This window comes from Candidatus Omnitrophota bacterium (assembly GCA_028693815.1).
Lineage (GTDB): Bacteria > Omnitrophota > Gorgyraeia > Zapsychrales > Aceulaceae > Aceula.
On the sequence record JAQUUP010000024.1, the window covers coordinates 1 to 15790 of the forward strand.

Annotated in this window: 20 protein-coding genes; all 20 read left to right on the forward strand. The window is 36.2% G+C overall.

What is annotated here, in order from left to right:
• Positions 1–324: glycosyltransferase family 9 protein (locus tag PHY73_07160; protein MDD3375479.1), on the forward strand; the 324-nt coding region annotated here is incomplete at its 5' end.
• Entirely contained in the window at positions 296–1243 is a 948-nt protein-coding gene (locus tag PHY73_07165; GenBank protein ID MDD3375480.1) for a glycosyltransferase family 9 protein, read from the forward strand. The genes PHY73_07160 and PHY73_07165, both read left to right, overlap by 29 nt.
• Positions 1240–2307: a glycosyltransferase family 9 protein gene (locus PHY73_07170; GenBank protein ID MDD3375481.1), complete on the forward strand. Its 1068-nt coding sequence runs from the start codon at positions 1240–1242 to the stop codon at positions 2305–2307. Before PHY73_07165 ends, PHY73_07170 begins: the two co-directional genes overlap by 4 nt.
• 112 nt (positions 2308–2419) lie before the next feature.
• Positions 2420–2776, forward strand: coding sequence for a PilZ domain-containing protein (locus tag PHY73_07175; GenBank protein MDD3375482.1), 357 nt, complete (start codon positions 2420–2422; stop codon positions 2774–2776).
• 42 nt (positions 2777–2818) lie between these two features.
• Positions 2819–3043, forward strand: coding sequence for a hypothetical protein (locus PHY73_07180; protein ID MDD3375483.1), 225 nt, complete (start codon positions 2819–2821; stop codon positions 3041–3043).
• A 212-nt stretch (positions 3044–3255) separates the two neighbouring features.
• Complete coding sequence (gene rfaE1, locus PHY73_07185) at positions 3256–4287, forward strand: D-glycero-beta-D-manno-heptose-7-phosphate kinase (GenBank protein ID MDD3375484.1); 1032 nt, start codon at positions 3256–3258, stop codon at positions 4285–4287.
• Positions 4287–5021 (forward strand): 3-deoxy-manno-octulosonate cytidylyltransferase, encoded by a 735-nt coding sequence (gene kdsB, locus PHY73_07190; GenBank protein MDD3375485.1) that lies wholly within the window; start codon positions 4287–4289, stop codon positions 5019–5021. Before rfaE1 ends, kdsB begins: the two co-directional genes overlap by 1 nt.
• Positions 5022–5024: 3 nt before the next feature.
• Positions 5025–5846 (forward strand): 3-deoxy-8-phosphooctulonate synthase, encoded by an 822-nt coding sequence (kdsA, locus tag PHY73_07195; protein ID MDD3375486.1) that lies wholly within the window; start codon positions 5025–5027, stop codon positions 5844–5846.
• A 9-nt stretch (positions 5847–5855) separates the two neighbouring features.
• Positions 5856–6815 (forward strand): KpsF/GutQ family sugar-phosphate isomerase, encoded by a 960-nt coding sequence (locus PHY73_07200; protein MDD3375487.1) that lies wholly within the window; start codon positions 5856–5858, stop codon positions 6813–6815.
• Between the two features lies 1 nt (position 6816).
• Positions 6817–7347 (forward strand): HAD family hydrolase, encoded by a 531-nt coding sequence (locus PHY73_07205; protein MDD3375488.1) that lies wholly within the window; start codon positions 6817–6819, stop codon positions 7345–7347.
• Positions 7348–8178: an LPS export ABC transporter periplasmic protein LptC gene (gene lptC, locus PHY73_07210; GenBank protein ID MDD3375489.1), complete on the forward strand. Its 831-nt coding sequence runs from the start codon at positions 7348–7350 to the stop codon at positions 8176–8178.
• The gene (lptB, locus tag PHY73_07215; protein ID MDD3375490.1) at positions 8159–8881 is read left to right on the forward strand and encodes an LPS export ABC transporter ATP-binding protein; all 723 of its coding nucleotides are present in this window, start codon (positions 8159–8161) and stop codon (positions 8879–8881) included. The genes lptC and lptB overlap by 20 nt, the downstream gene beginning before the upstream one ends.
• A gap of 30 nt (positions 8882–8911) precedes the next feature.
• Complete coding sequence (locus PHY73_07220) at positions 8912–9808, forward strand: trigger factor (protein ID MDD3375491.1); 897 nt, start codon at positions 8912–8914, stop codon at positions 9806–9808.
• Position 9809: 1 nt separating this feature from the next.
• Positions 9810–10415 carry an ATP-dependent Clp endopeptidase proteolytic subunit ClpP gene (clpP, locus tag PHY73_07225; protein MDD3375492.1) on the forward strand — a complete coding sequence of 202 codons (606 nt, stop codon included), beginning with the start codon at positions 9810–9812 and terminating at the stop codon, positions 10413–10415.
• Between the two features lie 30 nt (positions 10416–10445).
• The gene (locus tag PHY73_07230; GenBank protein ID MDD3375493.1) at positions 10446–11414 is read left to right on the forward strand and encodes a hydroxyacid dehydrogenase; all 969 of its coding nucleotides are present in this window, start codon (positions 10446–10448) and stop codon (positions 11412–11414) included.
• A gap of 99 nt (positions 11415–11513) precedes the next feature.
• Entirely contained in the window at positions 11514–12536 is a 1023-nt protein-coding gene (locus PHY73_07235; protein ID MDD3375494.1) for a hypothetical protein, read from the forward strand.
• A gap of 40 nt (positions 12537–12576) precedes the next feature.
• Positions 12577–13848, forward strand: a complete 1272-nt coding sequence (locus tag PHY73_07240; GenBank protein ID MDD3375495.1) for an adenylosuccinate synthase — start codon at positions 12577–12579, stop codon at positions 13846–13848.
• Between the two features lie 94 nt (positions 13849–13942).
• Positions 13943–14584: an OmpA family protein gene (locus tag PHY73_07245; protein ID MDD3375496.1), complete on the forward strand. Its 642-nt coding sequence runs from the start codon at positions 13943–13945 to the stop codon at positions 14582–14584.
• Positions 14585–14590: 6 nt separating this feature from the next.
• Positions 14591–14959 (forward strand): hypothetical protein, encoded by a 369-nt coding sequence (locus tag PHY73_07250; GenBank protein MDD3375497.1) that lies wholly within the window; start codon positions 14591–14593, stop codon positions 14957–14959.
• A 106-nt stretch (positions 14960–15065) separates the two neighbouring features.
• Positions 15066–15788, forward strand: coding sequence for an isoprenyl transferase (locus tag PHY73_07255; GenBank protein ID MDD3375498.1), 723 nt, complete (start codon positions 15066–15068; stop codon positions 15786–15788).
• The last annotated feature ends 2 nt before the right edge of the window (positions 15789–15790 follow it).

Genomic DNA, 15790 nt, shown 5'->3' on the forward strand with positions numbered 1-15790 from the left:
TTAAAAAACGATGTTGTTAATTTTGCTGGGAAAACAAATCTTTCACAACTCATGGGAGTTATGCAAAGGGCAGATGTAGTCATTTCAGCAGACTCAGGGCCGTTGCATGTGGCGAGCAGTGTTGGGGCAAAGACAATTGGATTGTTTGGGCCAACGAGTCCTCAAGTGACGGGTCAGCGTGGGAAATCGATCAATAAAATTATTTTTAATAACGTAGGGTGTAATAAAAATCCATGCTATCACTTAACGTGCCAAGATAATATTTGTATGAAATCAATTACTGTAAGAGATGTCATTGAAAAAATTAGAGAAATACAAAATTAAGAAAATTTTGGTGATTAGCTTAAGTAACATTGGAGATGTTATTTTAACTTGTCCCGTTATTGATGCGCTGATGCATCGGTTTCCTCTTTCTGAAATTTCAATTGTGGTTGGACCGAAAGCCGAAAGTCTTTTTGAGGGGAATCCTTATGTTAAAAATGTATATGTATTTAATAAGCATCAGCCTTTTTACAAGATGGCTATTTGGGCATTTTCTTTAAGAAAGAATCGTTTTGATATGGTTATTGATTTACGTAATACTGCGTTATCTCTTGCTTTAGCGCCAAAATTCTCGACATCGCTTAAGGCGCAGAAAGTTTTAGGGCACATGAAAGATAAACATTTGAGTCGCCTTTGGAGCGTTGTTCCGGATGCAACGTTTTCTGAGAATCATCAAGCGATCTTTATAAATAGTAAAATTCAAGCAAAAGCGGATGAGATTATAATAAATCGAATTGGACGAGATTTGCCATATTGCATTGTTGGCGTGGGGGCAGCTAATCAAGAAAAACAATGGACTCAAAAAGGATTTGTTGAGATTTCTCGTTGGCTTTTTAAACGCTATGGATTTAAAAGTGTTCTTGTTGGGGATCAAGGTGAATTCTTGCGCGCTGAAGGTATTTTGCGAGAAATAAAAGAAATTGGCGTTAATCTTTGTGGATCTATTAGTCTTTTGGAATTTGCTTGGATTTTAAAACATAGCAAATTTACTCTTTCGAATGATAGCGCGGTTATGCATATGGCAAGCTATTTTGGCGTTCCAACTGTTGGGCTTTTTGGTCCAACGGATCCAAAAAAATACGGTCCCTGGGGTAAAAAAGCAGCTGTTGTTCAGAGCCTATGCGCATCAGAAGATCAAGCAAAGGCTATGGCCGAAATTTCGGTTGATCAAGTAAAACAGGCTATTGAGAAATTGTTATGACAAAGAAGAAGGATTATAAGAATATTTTAGTTGTTCGCACGGACCGCATTGGAGACGTGGTTTTGACGACGCCAGCTATACAGGCTTTAAGAGAAGCGTTTCCAAATGCTCGAATTTCGATTCTTGTGACATCTCAAACAAGGGCTATCGTTGATAGCAATCCATATTTAGATGAGGTTATTGTTTATGATTCGAAAGGTAAAGATAGAGGTTTTTTTAGGTTTTGGAGCCTTGTTTTTAAATTAATGAAAAAACATTTTGATTTGGCAATTAATTATCATATTAAGAATCGAACAAACGCTTTGCTTTTTCATGCTTGTATTCCGTGCCGAGCTGGTTTTGAAAATATAAAGCTAGGATTTCTTTTAAATCATACAATTCCAGATTCAAGAATTCAAGGTATAAAGCATGAATCTGAATATTGTCTTGATATTTTAAAGAGCCTAGGCATTAATATAGAGAAAAAATATCCCTTGCATGTTTCTATCCAGAAAGAGTCTGAAGAGTGGGTAGAGAAATTATTTTTGGAGAACAATATTTTGCTGAAAGACAAAGTTGTTGCGGTGCATCCTGGAGCAAGCTGTATTTCAAGAAGATGGTCGCCAAAACGGTTTTCACAAGTGATTGATCAGATTGCAGCTAAACATAAAACAAAAATAATTTTGATTGGCTCTGATGATAATCAGCGCATTGCACGAGAGGTTATTATTGGGACAAGCACGCCTGTTGTTGACCTAACAGGAAAGACTTCGTTGAGTCAGTTGATCAGTTTATTAAAGAGGTGTTGTCTTTTAATTTCTAATGATTCGGGTCCAGGGCATTTAGCGGCAGGTGTTGGAACGCCAGTTGTTTCTATTTTTAGTCGGAATCAGCCGGGTTTGTCTGCTACACGCTGGCGATCGTTAGGCGAGAAAGATATTTTTTTTCATAAGGATGTTGGGTGCATTCAATGTGTGGCTCATGATTGCCAAAAAGGATTTCAATGTTTAAATGCTGTCCAGGTCCATGAAGTTGTTGGTGCAGCTGATCAGATTTTAAATGAGTGCATAAATTCTGGAATTTAATGTGAATAATTTAAAAGTATGAATTTATTTTTTTTGTAATGTGAGGAATTAGAATTATATTTTGAATTAGAATAATGAGCGAGAATATTAATCTTTTAAAAGGGGTGAGATTATGACTGAGACAACAAATAATCGTGAATTTGTCCGAGTTCCAGATTCTTTAGATATTGTTTATGAGATAGAGGCATCTGGAAAAAAGAAAAAAACAGCAACAAAAAATATTAGTGAGCAAGGCATTTGTTTCTTTAGTGAAGAAAAATTTGATTTGGATTCAGTGGTTGAAGTTTCTCTGTCTTTTGAGCGTTTAGAATTTTCTTTTACATCAAAGGCAGTTGTTCGATGGGTCAAGGAAGTTGTAAAGAATAGACGTTATGAAATAGGTGTTAAATTTGTTGATATTTCAGAGATTGAAGCAAGGAAGCTCGTTAACTATATTGTTTCGATGAAACGCCTTGATAACTATGTGTAATGGAAAAAAGGCAGTTTTAATGAAGTTTTCGGGAGGAGTCAAATGGGTAAAATTAATGAATTGATTGAGTGGGATTTTCTGGGTTCACATTGTAGTCTTTATATTAAGCATTTTATGGATGAAGAGGGCAAAAAAGGTGTGACTATGATTTTTGAGGATGTGACGCATGAAAAAGTGACTGAAATCGTGATTCCAGCGCGTAAATATCCAGCATTTTTAAGAACTATTAATGATGGAAGCCAGTATTCGAATAGTATTATTAAATGAGAATTTAAGTTAGAGTTTTACTTATTTCTTTGACGGCTCTAAAAAACTGTGCTAAAATTCGTGGTTCAGTAAAGCTATAATATACCTATATTTATATAAAAATGGCATGTTTATTTTTTCCATAATTCGGTTTCAACGTTTAGATTTATTGTTTGGCTTTTTTGGACTTTTGTTTATTTTCTTAAATAAAAAATAGGTGACAGAGTTCTAACATGAATGATTTCAACAAGATTATTGCGTGCTTTAAGAATAAAAGGATTCTAGTTGTGGGAGATGTTATTCTTGATCAATACATCACAGGCACTGTTTCTCGTATTTCTCCGGAAGCACCGGTTCCAATTGTCAAGCAAGAAGGTCATCCGCGTTATACGCCAGGCGGATCGGCAAATGTAGCAAGTAATCTTAGCGCTTTAGGAGCTAAAGTTTTTTTAGTGGGCAAGGTTGGTCAAGATCGAGAAGAAAAAATTCTTAAAAAAGAACTTAGAAAGCGAAAAATTGATATAACTGGACTTTTTGTTGATAAACATATTCCTACAGCGATTAAAACGCGTATTATTGCCCAGCATCAACAACTTGTTCGCGTTGATCGGGAAGATGTTACTTTTTGTGGATCTGATGGCGGGGCAAACAAAATTCTCCATTTTATTGAAAAGAAAATTAATGATATAGATGCTGTTATTATTTCTGATTACGGTAAGGGTGTTATCACCAAGGCCCTAGTTACTAAAGTTTGTGTTCTTGCTCGGAAAAATAAGAAAATTATTACAGTTGATCCAAAAGTAGAGCATTTTAATTTTTATAATAAAGTGACATGCATTACCCCAAATAAAAAAGAGGTAGAGAATGCTATTCGCGATATTATCATAACTCATTACAAGGGTCGATCTCTTAAAATTAAAGCGGATAAATTGACAAGCTTAAAGGACGTGAGAATGGCAGGCGTTGAGATCTTGTCTTATTTGAATTTGGAATCGCTTCTCATTACTTTGGGTGAGGAAGGCATGTGTTTGTTTGAAGAGAACAAAGAACCGTTTTTAATTCCAACAAAGGCTAAGGAAGTCTTTGATGTTTCTGGCGCTGGAGATACTGTTATTTCTGTTTTGACGTTGAGCTTAACCGCAGGGGCAACAAAACAACAAGCTGCGCTTTTAGCCAATTATGCGGCAGGTGTTGTTGTTGGAAAAACGGGTGCGGTTGCTATTAAACCTGCAGAAATTTTGGCTGCAATTAACGAGGTAAATTAATGAGATCAGTTGGAGTTATTCCTGCGCGATATGGATCAACAAGACTAAAGGGCAAAGTGTTGGCTGATATTTTTGGTAAGCCTTTGATTCAACATGTTTGGGAGCGGGCTAAGAAGGCTAAATTATTAGATGATCTTATTATTGCTGTTGATGATGATCGAGTTCAGGAGATATGTGCAGGATTTGGCGCTCATGTTGTCATGACTGATAAAAAATGTGCATCTGGATCTGATCGGATTGCGCAAGCGATTAGAAATATAGAAGCAGGGATTGTGGTCAATATTCAAGGGGATGAACCGATGTTGGATGCTTCGATTATTGATGGTCTTGTTGATGTTCTTGCTAAGGAAAAAGGTGTGCAAATGTCTACGGTTGTCGTAAAAATGACAAAATCAAAAGATGCTTTAGATCCTAATGTGGTTAAAGCCATTGTTGATCGTAAAGGTAATGCTATTTATTTTTCTCGTTCGCCGATTCCGTTTGATCGAGAGGGAGAAGGCGTTCAATATTTTAAGCATTTGGGATTTTATGGATATCGTAAAAGTTTCTTACTTGGATTTAAAGATCTTCCAAAATCAAGCTTAGAGCAAGCTGAAAAGCTTGAGCAGCTTCGTGTGATTGAGGCTGGATATAAGATTAGAGTGATTGAGACAGAGTTTGATACGATTGCTGTTGATACTCAAGAAGATTTGATTAGAGTTAAAAAAGTCTTAAAAAAGAGTGGAGGCGTTTAATTTATGTCTAAAATTATTAAGGTTGGAAATATTTCGATTGGCGGAAAAAAACCGTTTGTTTTAATTGCAGGGCCTTGCGTGATTGAAGGACGAACATTTTCTATTTCGTTGGCAAAGGCATTAAAAAAAATTGCGCATGAATGTAACGTACCTTTTATTTTTAAAGCAAGTTTTGACAAAGCTAATCGAACGTCTATTGATTCTTTTCGGGGACCAGGGATTAGCAAAGGATTAGCTATTCTTAAAGATATCAAAGAAAGCGTTGGCGTTTCTGTTTTAAGCGATATTCACGATATTGATCAGGTTGACAGAGCTGCTGAAGTTTTGGATATTCTCCAAATTCCTGCTTTTTTATGTCGACAGACAGACTTAATTGTTGCCGCTGCAAAAACAAAAAAAGTGATTAATATTAAAAAAGGACAATTTTTAGCTCCTTGGGATATGACTCAAGTTATCAAAAAGATTGAAGCTGTTGGGAATAAGAGAATTCTTTTGACAGAGCGCGGAGTAAGTTTTGGATATAATAATTTAGTAAGTGATTTTCGTTCGCTTGATGTGATGGCCAAAACAGGTTATCCTGTTGTTTACGATGCAACCCACAGTGTCCAGCAGCCTGGTGGGCTAGGCGATGTTTCCGGTGGGAACAATGAATATGTGCCTTTGTTATCTCGTTGCGCTGTTGCGGCAGGTATTTCTGCGTTATTTGTTGAGGTGCACCCGCACCCTAAGCAAGCATTGTCTGATGGACCAAATTCTTTAGAGCTTGCAAAATTAAAAGAACTTTTAAAAATAATAAAGCAAATCGATCATATTGTTAAGAAATAGGGTATAAAAATGGTTTTAAAGCGTGCGAAATCAGTGTTGGATATTGAAGCTCAATCGATCAGAGATTTGAAGAATAATCTTGGGAAAGATTTTATCAAGGCTGTTGATTTGCTTGCTAAATGTAAAGGGCGCGTAGTGGTCTCTGGCATGGGAAAGACAGGATTGATTGGCCGGAAAATTGCAGCTACAATGTCTTCGACAGGAACTCCAAGTACATGGCTGCATGCTGCTGAAGCGTTTCATGGTGATTTGGGACAAGTGACAAAGCAAGATGTCATTATTTTAATTTCATATAGCGGTGAAACAGAAGAAACAAAGCGACTTATTCCTTTGGTTAAGAGAATAAAAATTAAATCTATCGCGATAACAGGTAGTCCAAAATCTTCTTTAGGAAAATATTGTGATGTTGCGCTTAATGTTGGCGTTAAAAAAGAAGGTTGTCCTCTTGGTTTAGCTCCAATGGCTTCAACAACAGTAACTCTTGCTATGGGTGATGCGTTAGCCGCTTGTCTTATTGATCGTAAAGGATTTAAAAAAGAAAATTTTGCGTTTTTTCATCCTGGAGGTTCTTTGGGGCGTAATTTGCTTTTAAAAGTAGAAGATATTATGCGCACTGGCAAGCATTATTCGCTCGCAACACCTGCGACAAAAGTAAAAGATGTTCTTTTAGCAATTACGCGAGCTCGATGTGGATCAGCGTGCATTGTTGACAATAAAGGAAAGCTAAAAGGGATTTTTACAGACGGCGATTTAAGGCGACATCTTAAAAAGGATATTAATCTTTTAAATGAATATGTTAAAAATGTTATGACAAAGAATCCAGCAACGGTTAAAAAAGATCAGCTTGCGGTAGAAGCTATGCGCATATTGCAAGAAAAGCGTATTGATGAGGCGCCCGTTGTTGATAGCAATGGAAAATCAGTTGGGCTTTTAGATGTTCAAGATTTATTGAAAGCAGGCATTGTTTAAAATGGCTTTATCAAAATCATTAAAAGAAAAAATCAAAAAGATCAAAGTCCTTGTTATGGATGTCGATGGTGTTTTGACCGAAGGAAAATTAATTTTTGATGGAGAATCTAGAGAGTTAAAGGCCTTTAACGTTCAAGACGGCTATGGAATTGTTATTCTAAAACGAGCTGGAATCAAGACAGCTATTATTACTGCTGGGAATTCAAAGGTTGTAAAGGTTCGTGCAGATTATTTGCATATTGACAAGCTCTATTCGGGTGCGTATCCAAAAATTATTTCATATGAGAAGATGTTAAAGCTTTTTAAAGTTAAAGAGAGTGAAGTTTGTTTTGTTGGCGATGACTTGACAGATTGTCAGATTCTAAAGCGTGTCGGGTTTTCAGTTTCTGTTAAAAATGCTGTTTCAGAAGTGAAGAAAATAACAGATTATACAACAAAATACTGCGGTGGGGATGGAGCAATTCGAGAAGTGATTGAGCTTATTTTAAAAACACAAAAAAAGTGGATTCCTGCTATTGCACAAGATTTATAAATGAAAAAAAATATTTTCCTATTCATCTTTTTCTCTATTATTGCATTATTCGGTACTTTTTGTTTTGCCCAAGAAGGTGCTCAGGAATTTGAAGGATTTGATTTGGTTGGCTATGGTGAAGGTGGAGAAAAATCTTGGGATTTAAAGGGCGATACAGCGACGATTGAGGGAGATAATGTGAATATTGTTAATGTTGATGCAAATTCGTATGGTAGCGAAAATATGAATGTTGTTGCAAAAACTGGAAAAATTGATAAGAAAAGTGGCAATATGCTTCTTGAGAAGGATGTTGTGGTCACAACTGAACAGGGAATGCAAATGTTAACGGATTCTTTGAATTGGCAGAAAGATGAAGACTTGATTACGACAAAAGATGAAGTGTTGATTTTACGTGATAATATGAAGGCAACAGGAAGAGGGGTAACAGCGCGTCCAGGATTAAATGCAGCACAGCTTAATGAGGATGTTAGGGTTGAGTATGAACCTACTGCGCAAGAGAGCACGGAAGGCACTGTTACGATCACTTGTGATGGTCCGATGGAAGTCGATTATGAAAATCAAACCGCTTTTTTTAGCGATAATGTTGTCGCAATTCAAACTGACCGCAAACTTGTTGCAGATCGAATGGAATTGTTTTTTGATGCAGAAACAAAAAAAATTAAGGAAATGATTTGTATTGGCAATGTTCTGATTGTTCAAGGGGAGAATACTTCTTTTTCTGATAGAGCTATTTATAAAGCACAAGAACAAAAAATTATTTTGTCGGGTCGACCAAAACTCCTCATGTACCTAGAGGAAGATAAGGGCAGCGATGTATCTTTTGGAAACTAAGAATTTGGTTAAGATTTATGGAGGACGCCGAGTCGTTGATGGATTGAGCATTAGAGTTGGACGTTCAGAAATTGTTGGGCTTCTTGGGCCGAACGGAGCAGGCAAAACAACGACTTTTTATATGGCAGTAGGCATTGTTACTCCGGATGAGGGTCACGTTTTTTTTGATCAGGAAGATATCACAAAAAAGCCGATTCATGATCGTTGTCATTTAGGGATGGGTTATTTAGCACAGGAACCATCTATTTTTCGAAAGTTAACTGTTGAAGAAAATATTATGGTTATTTTGGAAACATTAAAAATAAGTCCTAAAGAGAGAAAACGAAGACTTAATAATCTTTTGGAAGAATTAAACATTGGACATTTGGCAAAAAGTAAGGCCTTTACTCTTTCTGGAGGCGAGAGGCGTCGCCTTGAGATTACTCGAGCGCTTGTTACAAATCCATCTTTTTTATTATTAGATGAGCCTTTTTCTGGCATCGATCCCATTGTTGTTGCTGAAGCGCAAGAAATCATCAAAAATTTAAGAGATAGAGGCTTGGGAATTTTGTTGACAGATCATAATGTGCGAGAAACATTGTCGATTACGGATCGAGCTTATTTGATTGCGGATGGACGCGTTTTAATTTCGGGAACGGCGGATGATTTGGTTAATGATCCAAAAGCACGCCAGATTTATTTGGGTGAGAAATTTAGTATGTAACATTTTTTAAAAAGGATAAGTGAGAAAAAAATGAAAGTAGAATTAAAAAAAATTGATGCAACAAAAAGAGAATTAATATTTGAAATATCAAAGGAGCGTGTTTCTAAAAAAATGGGAGAGGTTTTTAGCGGAATTACAAAAGTCGCTAAAATAAAAGGTTTTCGCCCAGGTAAAGCGCCGCGCCATGTTGTGGAGGCAGAGTATGGAAAAGTTGCTCAAGAAAAAATGATTGAAGAGCTGATCCCTGAAGTTTATCAAGAGGCTTTGCAAAAGGAAAAGTTAGTTCCGATTGATTTTCCAGAGATTTCAGAGGTTAAGAATAAAAATGGTTGCTTAATGTTTAAAGCATCTTTGGATATTCAGCCAGAATTTGTTGTTAAGGATTATAAAGGCATAAAAGTTAAAAAGAAAAAGGCAGAAGTTTCAGATGATGAAATGAAAAAAACTCTAGATTTTTTTAAGACTGCACAAGGAAAAGATAAAAAAGATGTTAAAATTGATGATGAGTTTGCCAAGGGACTAGGATATCCAAGTTTAGAAGAGATGAAAACATCTTTCAAACGACAGATGGAAATGGAAAAAGATCGACAAAATCGTGCTGATGTTGAAAATCAGATTGTTGATTTTTTAGTCAAGAATACAAAAGTAACTGTTCCAAAAACAACAGTTCGGCGTCATATTGATCGCTTAGCCCATGATGCTCGACATCGCATGGAGAGCCAGGGTGTAAAAAAAGAGGACCTTGATAAACGTGTTGATGAGTTCATCAAGAAAATTGAGCCAAATGCTGAGCGCGATGTGAAGGCTTATTTTATTTTGGAGAAAATTGCACAAGAAGAAAAGATATCTGTTTCACAAGGCGAAAATTTATTTCAAAAGGTCATTGGTTTTCTTTTAAAAGAAGCCGTATGGGAGGAGGCAAAATAACATGGAGACACGATCACAATTTTTAGTGCCGATGGTTGTTGAAAAAACAGGTCAAGGAGAGAGAGCTTACGACATTTATTCTCGACTTTTAAAAGATCGTATTATATTTATTGGAACAGCGATCGACGATAATGTTGCAAATCTCATTATTGCGCAACTTTTATTCTTACAGTCAGAGGATTCGTCAAAAGATATTAGTGTTTATGTCAATTCGCCGGGTGGTTCGGTAACTGCTGGTTTGGCGATTTATGATACTATGCAGTTTTTAAAACCCGATATTCGTACGTATTGCATTGGTCAGGCTGCAAGTATGGGTGCTGTTCTTTTGACTGCAGGAACAAAAGGTAAACGATATTCGCTTCCTTATTCACGTATCATGATTCATCAGCCTTGGGGTGGTGTTCAGGGAACAGCTAGTGATATTACAATTCAGGCAAAAGAGATTGGACGCCTTAAAGAAAATTTGCTTAATATTTTAGCGTTTCATTCTGGCCAGTCGATTGAAAAAGTTACATTAGATTCTGATAGAGATTTTTTTATGAGCGCCCAAGAAGCTAAGGATAATGGTCTTATTGATGAAGTTATTACTAGTTCAGACAAAGCTTAGTTTTAAGGTTGAGCAAAGAAGTATGTCGAAATGAAAATTTTAATTAGCGATCAATTACCTTCAAGCGCTGTTGATATTTTAAAAAATGTTAAAGAGTTTGAAGTTAATTGTTTGTTTGGAATTAGTTCATTTGATCTTAAGAAAATTATTAAAGATTATGATGCTTTGATCGTTCGCAGCACAACGAATGTGACAGCGGATGTTATAGAAGCTGCTGATAATCTAAAATTTATTGGACGCGCTGGTGTTGGTTTTGACAATATTGACCTGAAGGCTGCAACTAAAAAAAAGGTTGTGGTCATAAATACACCCGGTGGAAATACAACATCGACAGCAGAGCAAACCATGAGTCTTATTTTGGCTTTGTCGCGTAATATTCCACAAGCGTGCGCTTCTTTGAAATCAGGAAAGTGGCAGAGGGCTAATTTTGTTGGTGTTGAGCTTTACGGTAAGATACTTGGTATTATTGGCCTCGGACGCATTGGTTCGACAGTGGCAAAAATGGCTAAATCCTTTGAGATGAAATTGATTGGTTGCGATCCTTTTGTTTCAAAGGAATTAGCTCAGGAAATAGATGTTGAGCTTGTTGAGTTTAACGATTTATTGAAACAATCGGATTTTATTACAATTCATGTTCCTAAAAGTCTCGATACAGAGAGTCTTATTTCTGATAAAGAATTTGATTTAATGAAAAAAGATGTCCGCGTTGTTAATTGCGCACGTGGCGGCATTATTAATGAGGCTTCGCTTATTCGTGCTTTGAAAAGTAATCGTATCAAAGGTTGTGCGTTGGATGTTTATGAATCTGAACCACCTGATTTTGATTCAGAATTATTTAAATTTGATAATTGTATTACGACGCCGCATCTTGGTGCAGCAACATCAGAGGCGCGATCAAATGTTTCTATCGAAATTGTTGAGGCTATTAAGAGTGCTCTTTTAGGACACGGAATTTCAAATGCAGTTAATTCTTTGTCTGTAAGAAATCTCGATGCTTAGTGTTTCGGTGTGCTTGTGTGTGAGAGATAAATTTGTTTAGATAATTTACGTTTTTTATAACCGTGTAAATTATTCATTTATTTAAAGGGAGTTGGGATAATGAAGCGTTTTCTTTTTATGTTCATGGTTTTTGTATTTTTAGTGTTGTTTGTGACGATATGCTTGGCTCAAGATGTACAATTAGAAATTGAGCAAGAAAAAGAGGTTACACCGCTCTGTTATTCAAATCAAGACTGTATGCGTCCGGGAGTTATTGGCATTTGTCAATCTCCAGGAGAAAAAACAGCTCGATGCTTTTGGCAGGAAGTTGCACAAATTCCTCTAGAGATTATTATGCCAAAAGATTGTCGAACATGTCAAGCAGAGCCAGCTATTGCAGGAATGCAGCAGATTTTTTTAGGCATTAAACCGATTTATTTAAATGAAGATGATGAAAAAGCCAAAGATTTCATTAAGCGTTTTAAGATCGAACTTTTACCAGCTTATATTTTTACAAGCGAAGTAGAGCGAGATCCGAATTTTGAGAAATTTCAGGAGATGTCTATTAAAGATGGAAATTATTATTATGTGAATCCTCAGTTTTCTGGGGCTTCATATTTTTTAAACCGTAAGCTGAAAAAAAATCAGCTTGATTTATTCCTATCTATTAGTGCTCCGGGGATGTTTTCTCCTCTTAAAATTGCCGAAGAAATTGTTAAAAATAAAAAAAATAAAATAAAATTAAATCTTCATTTTCTTGGGATGAAAAACTCTGATACAGGAGTTTGTATTGCGCCTGGCGGACAGAGAGAAATGGAAGAAGAAAAAATTTATGCGTGTGTTGATAAATATTATCCTAAGAAAGCTCTGGATTATTTGTCGTGTCGATTGTTAAAAATTAACAGTATTTGGTTTGATGATTGTTTGGTTCAAAACAACATCAAAGCAGATAAAATAAAGAAATGTGCTCAATCGAATGAAGGGCAGAAGCTTTTTGAGAAAATGATTCAATTATCTCAGGATTTAAAGATTCGATATGCGCCAGTTTTTTTAATGGATAATGTAGAAATTTTTGGAGTTACAGATCAAACAACTTCTGAGGAGATTATCAAAACGATTCGTTCGTTTAAGGATAAAAAATAGGAAGTGCACTAAAATTATATTTTAAAAGAAAGAGTGATTTATGAATATTGTTGTTGGCGGGGCCCAGTGGGGAGATGAAGGCAAAGGAAAATTAATTGATATTTTATCTGAAAAAACAGATATTACAGCAAGGTATCAAGGTGGAAACAATGCTGGTCATACGGTTGTCGTTGGCGACAAGCAGTATGTATTTCATTTGATCCCATCTGCTATTTTAAGAGAAGATAAAATTTGCGTGATTGGAAATGGGGTTGTAATTGACCCTAAAGCACTATTGTCTGAGATGGAAGAACTTAAGGCGCAAAAAGTAAATGTTAGTGCTAAACGCTTAAAAATTGCAGCCAATGCGCATGTGATTTTACCGTATCATCGCATTTTAGATGGGTTGCGCGAATCTAAGCGAAAAAATAAGATTGGAACAACCGGTCGTGGGATTGGTCCTTGCTATGCGGACAAAGTTACGCGTTGTGGTATTCGTATGATTGATTTGTTAAATCCAAAAGTTTTAAAGGCAAAGCTTGAGGATAATTTACTAGAAAAAAATGAAATCTTTAAGAAAGTTTATGGGCAAAAAAGTTTTCCATTTGGAAACATTTATAAAGAATATCTGGCCTACGGGGAGAAGTTACGTGATTATGTTTGCGATACAGCGTTATTCCTAAATAAGGCCATCGATTCAAAAAAGACTGTGTTGTTTGAAGGGGCACAGGGAACTTTTTTGGATATTGATTTTGGAACATATCCGTTTGTAACATCTTCAAATTCAATTGCAGGAGGGGTGAGCGCTGGAACAGGAGTAGCTCCAACAAAAATTGATCGGATGATTTCAGCAGTTAAGGCTTATACGACACGTGTTGGTGAGGGGCCTTTTCCGACTGAGTTTTCAACACATCTTAAGGACGATATTCGGGTTAAGGGTAAAGAATTTGGAGCGACGACAGGCCGCGCTAGACGATGTGGGTGGTTTGATAGCGTTTTGGTGCGTTACGCTGTGATGATTAACGGAACCACGGAGTTAGCGATTATGAAGTTGGATGTCTTAGATGAGTTAAAGAAAATTAAGGTTTGCGTCGGATATAGATACAAGGGGAAGGTGATTAAAGATTTTCCGCTAGATTTGGAGGTTCTTCAAAACGTTAAGCCTATTTACAAAGAATTGGATGGATGGCAGAAGCCAATTAGCGGAATTAGAAAATTTAATAAATTACCTGAAAATGCTAGAAAATATATTAATTTTCTTGAAGAAATATTAGAAGCGCGCATTAAGTATATTTCAATCGGGTCTAAAAGAGACGAGATTATTGTTCGTTAGGAATGCATCTTGTTACAGGTGCTAGGGTTAGTCAATTTCCTTGACTTTGATTAGGCCTTATGTTAATGTGAGTCATTATAAAAAGGAGGAAGAAATGCGTAGATTTTTATCAAAATTTAGTTTAATGTGCATGGTTGCTTTATTAAGTTTTAGTGTTGCTGGATGTACTGTTGTTTTCCAAAAAGGAAGATCTAGTGATATTCAAAAAATATCAAGCCTAAAGCGAGAACTTACTAATATTGAGCGAGCTAAGAGAGAGCTTGAGAATAAACTTAGGAACGAAATCGATGATCGCCAGGTGTCGGTTGAAATGCTTGAGCGTGGCTTAGTTATTACATTTGTTTCAGAAGTTTTATTTGATTCTGGAAAGGCAAATCTTAGGTCGGATTCATTAGGAAAATTAGATAAAGTTGCTAGTGTTTTGATGACAACGGTTAAAGATCTTAACGTTGGAGTTGAAGGATATACTGACAATGTTCCTATTAAATATTCTGGCTGGAAATCAAATTGGGAACTTTCTTCAGCGCGGGCAATGAATGTTTTGCATTACCTTGTTGATAATGAAGGAGTTAGCCCAGAACGTTTATCAGCGACAGGTTATGGTGAATTTCGCCCAATTGCTTCAAATGAAACAAAAGAAGGACGACAAGCAAACCGACGCGTTGAGATTGTTATTTTGCCAAATACAATTAAGGAAAAAAGCTCGGTTAAAGTTATTGAAGAAAATTTAAAATAATCTTTTATGAACAAGAATTTTAAAGAAAAAACTTTTGGTGTTTTTGCGATTTTGACTATTGCATGTTTGGGTATTGCTATTTTATCAAGTCAGAAGTTTAGTACAGCCAAAGAGGATTTGAATGAAGAGCGATATCAACGTATGGTTGCTGAAGAGAAGTTGGAAAAAGCCAAAGGTAAGAATCGTGTTTTAGAAGGAAAATCGGTAGAAATGCAAGAAGAGTTAGATCGGCTTAATGCTTTGTTAAATGAAGAAAAAGGCGCGATTGCAGATTTGAAAAAGGAACTTGAGAAAACAATGCGATTTAATCAGGTTTTGCAAAATGAGCTTAAAAATGCACTTGTTACTGACAATTCAACCTCAGAAACGCGATGAATGAATTTATGAGAATAAGATGAGATAGGGTAATCTTGTTGAATGATGATTCTAACGGCATCGATATGGGGGATAATGATCCCCCATTTTAATTGGTAATAGCATTATGAATAAAGCAAAAATACCTCAGCACGTGGCAATTATTATGGATGGTAACGGGCGTTGGGCAAAAAGTAAGCGGATGCCACGTTCTTATGGCCATCTTAATGGAGTTAAGCGTGTTGATGAGATCGTTGCGGCATCGAATCAGATAGGAATAAAAGTGTTAACGTTGTTTGCTTTTTCATCTGAGAATTGGAAAAGACCGAGAGCTGAAGTTTCGATGTTGATGAAAATGTTAGCTTCGAATCTTGACAAGAAAGCTAAAGAGCTTCACCGTTTGGGGATTTGTTTTAGGGTAATGGGGCGAAGCGAAGGTGTTCCAGATATTGTTTTAAAAAGTTTAGAGGGAGCAGAAAAAAAGACCCAAGGAAATAAGGGCATGATATTAAATTTAGCATTTAATTATGGCGCACGGCAAGAAATGGTTGATGCGGTTTGCAAGATTGTAATGGATGTTAAAAAAGAAAAAATAAAAATTAAGGAAATTGATGAAAAAGTCATATCTGATGCGCTTTATACAAAAGATATACCGGACCCAGATTTATTGATTCGAACTTCTGGAGAGATGCGTATTAGCAATTTTCTTCTTTGGCAATTGTCTTATAGTGAGCTTTATTTTACAAAGAAATATTGGCCTGAGTTTACAGAGAAAGAATTTCAAAAAGCAATTCGTGATTTTCAGAGTCGTCAACGACGCTATGGAGCGTCTAAACCAAAGAAAAGGTAAGA